Here is a 5987-nt window from a genome sequence, read left to right as displayed (position 1 = left end):
GATGGTAATACCACGCTCACGCTCTTCTGGAGCGTTATCGATAGATGCGAAGTCTTTAGCTTCACCGCCGTATACTTTTGACAGTACGGTAGAGATAGCTGCGGTCAGGGTAGTTTTACCATGGTCAACGTGACCGATGGTGCCCACGTTTACGTGGGGTTTGCTACGTTCAAATTTCTCTTTAGCCATGGTAGTGCCTCAATCCAAGAGTCTTGGTGATGAAAACCTGCAGATGCAAAAAAATTTCGACGAAATAATTTTCGTCGAAACCAATTTTTCGCATTAGGAAATGTAGATTAGTGGTGCTGATACCCAGAATCGAACTGGGGACCTCATCCTTACCAAGGATGCGCTCTACCGACTGAGCCATATCAGCAACAATTTGGAGCGGGCGGCGGGAATCGAACCCGCGTTATCAGCTTGGAAGGCTGGAGTAATACCATTATACGACGCCCGCGTTAACCTACTAGGTTACCTAATACGTTAGGAAAATGGTGGAGGGAGAAGGATTCGAACCTTCGAAGGCGGAGCCGTCAGATTTACAGTCTGATCCCTTTGGCCACTCGGGAACCCCTCCAGAGAAAATGGTGCCGACACCAAGAGTCGAACTCGGGACCTACTGATTACAAGTCAGTTGCTCTACCAACTGAGCTATGCCGGCACTTCATTTCGGGGACGGATATTAGGTAAATGTCAGCATGAGTGCAATAGAAAAATCGCATTTTTCTGAAAAAAAGGCTTAGGCGCTGCTTTTTTATGCTCATTAACCCTGTTGAGCTTAAAAATGCCGCAAACTGCTGACACATCATCCTTTCATCCCAAGTAGACGGGTCTCCGAGCTATTGTCCACTTATCTGTGATGGTGTACTGTGCCCTTCCGGTCTTCGAGGATAAACCATGATCACAAACAGTCACATACAAGAGGCACTTTACCTGGCTTTTGAACGCCAGAGCTGGGCAGAGCTCAGAAATGCCGTGCCCATGACACTGAGTGAATCCGATCTCGAAGGCTTAAGAGGGATCAATGAACAGCTATCTATAGAAGAAGTCACTGACATCTACTTACCTCTGAGCAGACTGCTGAACCTGATTATCGGTGCCAAGCAGCAAAGAGGTGTGGTCCTTAATGAGTTCCTGGGTAAAAAGCCCACCGAAGGACCTTACATTATTTCTATTGCCGGCAGTGTTGCCGTGGGCAAGAGTACTACCGCGCGTATTCTGCAGGCGCTGTTGCAGCATTGGCCAGAGCACCCCAAAGTCGATCTGGTTACGACAGACGGCTTTATCTATCCACTGGCGACGTTAAAACGTAAAGGGTTGCTGCAGCGTAAGGGCTTTCCGGAGAGTTATGATACCCGGATGCTGCTCGACTTTATCTCAGACCTCAAGTCGGGCAAACAGGAAGTTCATGCGCCGCTGTACTCGCATATTACTTATGACAGACGGGAAGAGACCCAGGTGATACGCCAACCGGATATTTTGATCCTGGAGGGCCTGAATGTATTGCAAACGGGTATAGATTCGCCCGGACTGGCCAGACGACCTTTCGTCTCTGACTTTGTCGATTTTTCTATTTATGTGGACGCCAGCGAAGGCCTGTTGAAGAAATGGTATATCAACCGCTTCCTGCAGTTCCGAAGTGGCGCTTTCAGTAAGCAAGGCTCTTACTTTAAACATTATGCTGAGCTGACAGATGAAGAGGCCAAAGAAACTGCATCCAACATCTGGGACAGTATCAATGGACCCAACCTGCGACAGAATGTACTGCCAACCCGTGAGCGCGCCCATCTGATCTTACAGAAAGGCGCTGGTCATCAGGTGGCTCAGGTGATGTTAAGAAAGTAATTCGTCAGGACGTCAGGCCCCTCGTAGGCTGATCTCTCCACCCACGAAACCCTTGATTCCTTCAGGGGTTTCCAACAACACCGCACCCTGCTCGTCAATTCCCCGACAGATGCCCGCAATTTGATTGTTGCCCATACTCAGCACTACCTCCCGTCCCGCAAACAGGTCTGACTCCTGCCAGCGGTTGATGAATGCCCCCAGACCTGTCTGTTCAAACTGTTGCAAATCCAGACACAGCTGCTTGTGTAGATTCAGCATCAACTCAGTCTTATCCAGAGACCGAGCCAGGTCAGACAAATCACTCCATGGCTGATCTATCTTGTCTCCCTGCTCTGCTGTCATCGACATATTAATGCCAATACCTATTACCAACTGGCACTCACTGTCAGCTTGGCCAGTCATCTCCACCAGAATGCCAGCCAACTTACGACCATCAAGATAAAGATCATTGGGCCACTTCAGACCCAGACCAGTCACTCCCATATTGGTCAGTACAGTCGCCAACGAGCAACCCACAACCAGGCTGAGTCCCATCGCCTGAGCCATTCCCTGAGGAAAGCGCCAAAACAGTGAGAAATAGAGGTGATTGGCATAAGGGGATACCCAGGTTCTGCCACGACGGCCTCGCCCGGCCGATTGGTATTCAGCAATACAAAGATCGCCACTTTTCAATTCCTGAGCATGGCTCAGCATAAAGGCATTGGTAGAATTAACTTCGTCGAAGTAAAAGCTTCGCTGGCGTATACCGGCTTTTAATTTTACTTCATCGATCAGGTGCACAGGCTTTTCCAGCTTATAGCCTTTGCCTTTAACGCTGAATACAGAGACGCCATATTCAGACAGTGATTCAATATGCTTGTTCACTGCCGCCCGGCTGATCCCCAGCTCCTGAGCCAGTGCTTCACCTGAGACAAAACCTCCCTGATTCAACAGAGCCAAAATAGCCCGCTTGCGTTGCCAATGATCCTGCATATTTAAATACCTACCTTACATGTCGCCCAATCAATCCTGGATGATTGTCCTGATTTCAACACACCACCAATGACTTACCCGCTAGATACTGATTTCGCCATTACGCCCCATAACTCTGGGTTCAGGCTCAAGCTTTACCCCAAACTTAGCTGAAACTGTCGCGATAACGTAACGCGCCAGCTCGCAAACGGACACCCCTGTCGCCTCGCCCAAATTAACCAGCACCAGCGCCTGATTGGCGTGTACTCCTGCCCCTTTTTGCTGATAGCCCTTAAGGCCCGCTTGATCAATCAACCAGCCAGCCGCCAGTTTGACTGTGCCATCACTCAATGCATATCCAACAATGCCGGGAAATTCTGTCGCTAGTCGCTGGTACTCTGCCGCGGTGACAACCGGGTTTTTGAAGAAACTGCCTGCATTCCCAAGCACTTTGGGGTCTGGTAGTTTGCTCTGCCGAACTTCGCAGACCTTTTTAAAGATATCCCAGGCTGTCACGGTATCGGGGGAGAACTCGGTCAATGGACCGTAGGATAAGTTGGGCTGCCACATTTTAGCCAGTCTCAAACCAACACTCAGAATCACAGACCTGTCTCTGAGCTCGCCTTTAAATATCGAATCGCGATAGTCAAACAGGCACTCTTCATTGCTGAGGCGTTTAACCTCACCAGTTTGCAGGTCCAGATACTCTACCCAATCACACATTTGGTTAAGCTCGATACCATAGGCACCGATATTCTGGATTGGTGCGGCACCAACTGTACCTGGAATTAACGCCATATTCTCCAACCCCGGCATATTGTGCTGCAGGCAGTATTCTACCAATGCATGCCAGTTTTCACCGGCTTCAACGGTCAGCAAAAAAGCGTCATCAGTCTCAGTAACCTCGATACCCCTGGTCAGGATTCGGATCACTGTGCCATCAAAATCATCAGTCAGCACCAGATTACTGCCACCGCCCAGAATCAACATGGGCTTATCAGCGGCAAATGCCTGCAAGCACTCTTTGATCAACTCATTACGCGACGCCACTTCAATCAAATGCGCGCAACACTGATCCAATCCAAAGGTATTAAAAGGTTTAAGAGAAATACTTATCGACACTCGATTTGGCTCTGATGATGGCAAAGGCGTCATTGTACTCCCTTGTCCCCGGCTTCGCGACTCAAGCCCTCCTCAGCCATAAATCACAATATACCTGTCCAGTTTTCGGTTGTTGCCATTTTGGCCGCTTGCCTAATATGGCGGCTCCAATCAGGAGGAACATATGAAGATATTCAAGGACCGCAACACACCTCTATTACTGGCCAATGTATGGGACAGAGCCAGTGCGATAGCCGCAGGTTATGAAGCAATGGGCACCTCCAGCGCGGCTATCGCTGCCAACCTTGGCTATTCGGATGGTGAACAAATGCCCTTTGGTGCCTTGTATGGCCTGGTGAAAGATATTCGCCAAAATACAACTATCCCAATGACGGTAGATATAGAAGGAGGCTATGCATCCGAACCAGAGAAAATCGCCAAGCAGATACTCTCATTAATCAAGTTGGGAGTCGTAGGCATCAATATCGAAGACAGTATGCTGGCGGGTAAACGGGAGCTTCTGGATAAAGGGTATTTTGCCCGGCGTTTGCAACAGATTATCAATTGTCTCGGAGCCGCAAGAGAACAGCTCTTTATCAATGTCCGTTGCGACCTGTTCTTTCAGGATAATCCAACGACAGAGGAAGCAGTCTCCCGGGCAGAGTTATATCAACAGGCAGGCGCGAACGGCATCTTCTTTCCCGGGCTGACTAATCACTCAGATATCTCACAAATAAGCCAGCAGCTGTCACTGCCCATCAACCTGATGGCACTTCCCAACCTTCCCAACTATCAAGAGTTGGCAAAGCTCAACATATCCCGTATCAGTATGGGCAATTGGCTATATGAAAGCAGAGATCAGGGTGCCGAAAACCTGCTGCAAAAGATAAAAGAAACCAAAGATATGAGCCTATTGTTTACTTAAAACAATCAATAATTGGATGTTTAAGTTCTTAATGTCGACATATACACCAGTCTGAACGCCCAATGAGCTTCAAAGCAGGTGAGCCCAAAGCGTAGCCGGGAGGCAAACAATAAGGACATAGAGAATACCGGAGATGCAGAGATCAATGTCCGGTTAGGCACATGAATGGTGAAAATGGTGGAAGTCATATGCTTTCGAACGTGAGACAGGGCCTTTCTCGGACATCCTCGACAACCGTTCTTTTGGAAGGGGTGACGTCGGGTGTAGGTGCTTGGCAATGGCCAGCTATCTATGCCTTTCTCTCACATGGGGGTTAAGCAAGTCCGCTTTGGAAGCGACGCTTGCAGGGCTTGATTAACGCGGAGCGAAGTAAGAGCTTAGCCGGGAGGCAAACTACAAGGACGTAGTGAATACCGGAAATGCAGGGAGCAATTTCCGGTTAAGGCACATGGATGGTGAGAATGGCGGAAGCCATATGCTCTCGAACGAGAGACAGGGCCTTTCTCTGACACCCTCGACAACTGCTCCTTAGGGAAAAATGACGCTGGGGGAGACGCTTAGCAATGACCAGCTATCTATGTCTTTCTCTCACATTGGGGTTAGGCAAGTCCGCTTTGGAAGCGAAGCTTTCAGGACTTGATTAACGCGGAGCGAAGTATGAGCGTAGCCGGGAGGCAAGGCACATGGATGTGCCGAATGTCGGTAACGCAGGAGCAGTTACCGACCGCTCAGCGCGGGCTGACGTCGGGAGTCGGTCTTTTCAGTTTTCTTATAAGTGGATAAGTCACCTGAGCAGACATACTCAGCAGTTCAAAAACACACCAATAATTATTAAATCCCCCAAACGCAAAAAAGCCACCTTATTCAGGTGGCTTCTTCACTTATTAGGCGCTTGGCAATGACCTACTCTCACATGGGGAAGCCCCACACTACCATCGGCGCAGCTGCGTTTCACTTCTGAGTTCGGAATGGGATCAGGTGGGACCACAGCGCTATTGTCACCAAGCAAATTCTTTTTCCTACCGCCTTGGCAGTAGGAAGTAATTTGGAAAGCTTCAGAGTTCGACTTCAATCAAGTCAGTATTCTATTCAAGGTTATAACCAGTGTTACGAAACCCTTTTGGGTTGTATGGTTAAGCCTCTCGAGTCATTAGTATCAGTTAGC

The 5987-nt window shown here is 49.0% G+C and carries 5 protein-coding genes, 4 tRNA genes and 1 rRNA gene; 2 read left to right on the top strand and 8 right to left on the bottom strand.

Annotated features, from left to right (window positions below; genetic code table 11):
- The 5 genes from ACFOE0_RS11320 to ACFOE0_RS11300 all read right to left on the bottom strand — a co-directional run.
- Positions 1-189, bottom strand: a 189-nt coding sequence (locus ACFOE0_RS11320; RefSeq protein ID WP_380711367.1) for a GTP-binding protein, incomplete at its 3' end; no start/stop codon positions are given.
- Between the two features lie 111 nt (positions 190-300).
- Positions 301-376: transfer RNA gene (locus ACFOE0_RS11315), tRNA-Thr, on the bottom strand.
- A 7-nt stretch (positions 377-383) separates the two neighbouring features.
- A tRNA-Gly gene (locus ACFOE0_RS11310) sits at positions 384-457 on the bottom strand.
- Positions 458-492: 35 nt separating this feature from the next.
- Positions 493-577, bottom strand: a tRNA-Tyr gene (locus ACFOE0_RS11305).
- Between the two features lie 8 nt (positions 578-585).
- Positions 586-661 (bottom strand) — tRNA-Thr (locus ACFOE0_RS11300).
- A 236-nt stretch (positions 662-897) separates the two neighbouring features.
- On the opposite strand from ACFOE0_RS11300, the gene coaA reads away from it, so the two are divergent.
- Entirely contained in the window at positions 898-1845 is a 948-nt protein-coding gene (gene coaA, locus ACFOE0_RS11295) for a type I pantothenate kinase (RefSeq protein ID WP_115134485.1), read from the top strand.
- 12 nt (positions 1846-1857) lie between these two features.
- On the opposite strand, the gene birA is transcribed toward coaA, so the two are convergent.
- Positions 1858-2817 (bottom strand): bifunctional biotin--[acetyl-CoA-carboxylase] ligase/biotin operon repressor BirA, encoded by a 960-nt coding sequence (gene birA, locus ACFOE0_RS11290; RefSeq protein WP_248937912.1) that lies wholly within the window; start codon positions 2815-2817, stop codon positions 1858-1860.
- Positions 2818-2898: 81 nt separating this feature from the next.
- A complete protein-coding gene (murB, locus tag ACFOE0_RS11285) occupies positions 2899-3918 on the bottom strand; it encodes a UDP-N-acetylmuramate dehydrogenase (RefSeq protein ID WP_248937911.1) in 1020 nt (339 codons plus the stop codon).
- 163 nt (positions 3919-4081) lie between these two features.
- On the opposite strand from murB, the gene ACFOE0_RS11280 reads away from it, so the two are divergent.
- On the top strand, positions 4082-4822 hold the full coding sequence (locus tag ACFOE0_RS11280) for an isocitrate lyase/PEP mutase family protein (RefSeq protein ID WP_248937910.1): 741 nt from the start codon (positions 4082-4084) through the stop codon (positions 4820-4822).
- Between the two features lie 890 nt (positions 4823-5712).
- Here the strand turns inward: ACFOE0_RS11280 and rrf are convergent.
- A 5S ribosomal RNA gene (gene rrf, locus ACFOE0_RS11275) occupies positions 5713-5828 on the bottom strand.
- Positions 5829-5987: the final 159 nt, after the last annotated feature.

This window comes from Shewanella submarina (assembly GCF_042646185.1).
GTDB classification, from domain to species: domain Bacteria; phylum Pseudomonadota; class Gammaproteobacteria; order Enterobacterales; family Shewanellaceae; genus Shewanella; species Shewanella corallii.
Note: the sequence above shows the minus strand (reverse complement) of the source record. Positions and strands in the feature narration are given on the sequence as shown.

What these genes read in the sequence shown, in the direction of transcription:
- coaA (WP_115134485.1), top strand. Translation starts at nt 898, where the DNA reads ATGATCACAAACAGTCACATACAAGAGGCACTTTACCTGGCTTTTGAA.
- birA (WP_248937912.1), bottom strand. Translation starts at nt 2,817, where the DNA reads ATGCAGGATCATTGGCAACGCAAGCGGGCTATTTTGGCTCTGTTGAAT.
- ACFOE0_RS11280 (WP_248937910.1), top strand. Translation starts at nt 4,082, where the DNA reads ATGAAGATATTCAAGGACCGCAACACACCTCTATTACTGGCCAATGTA.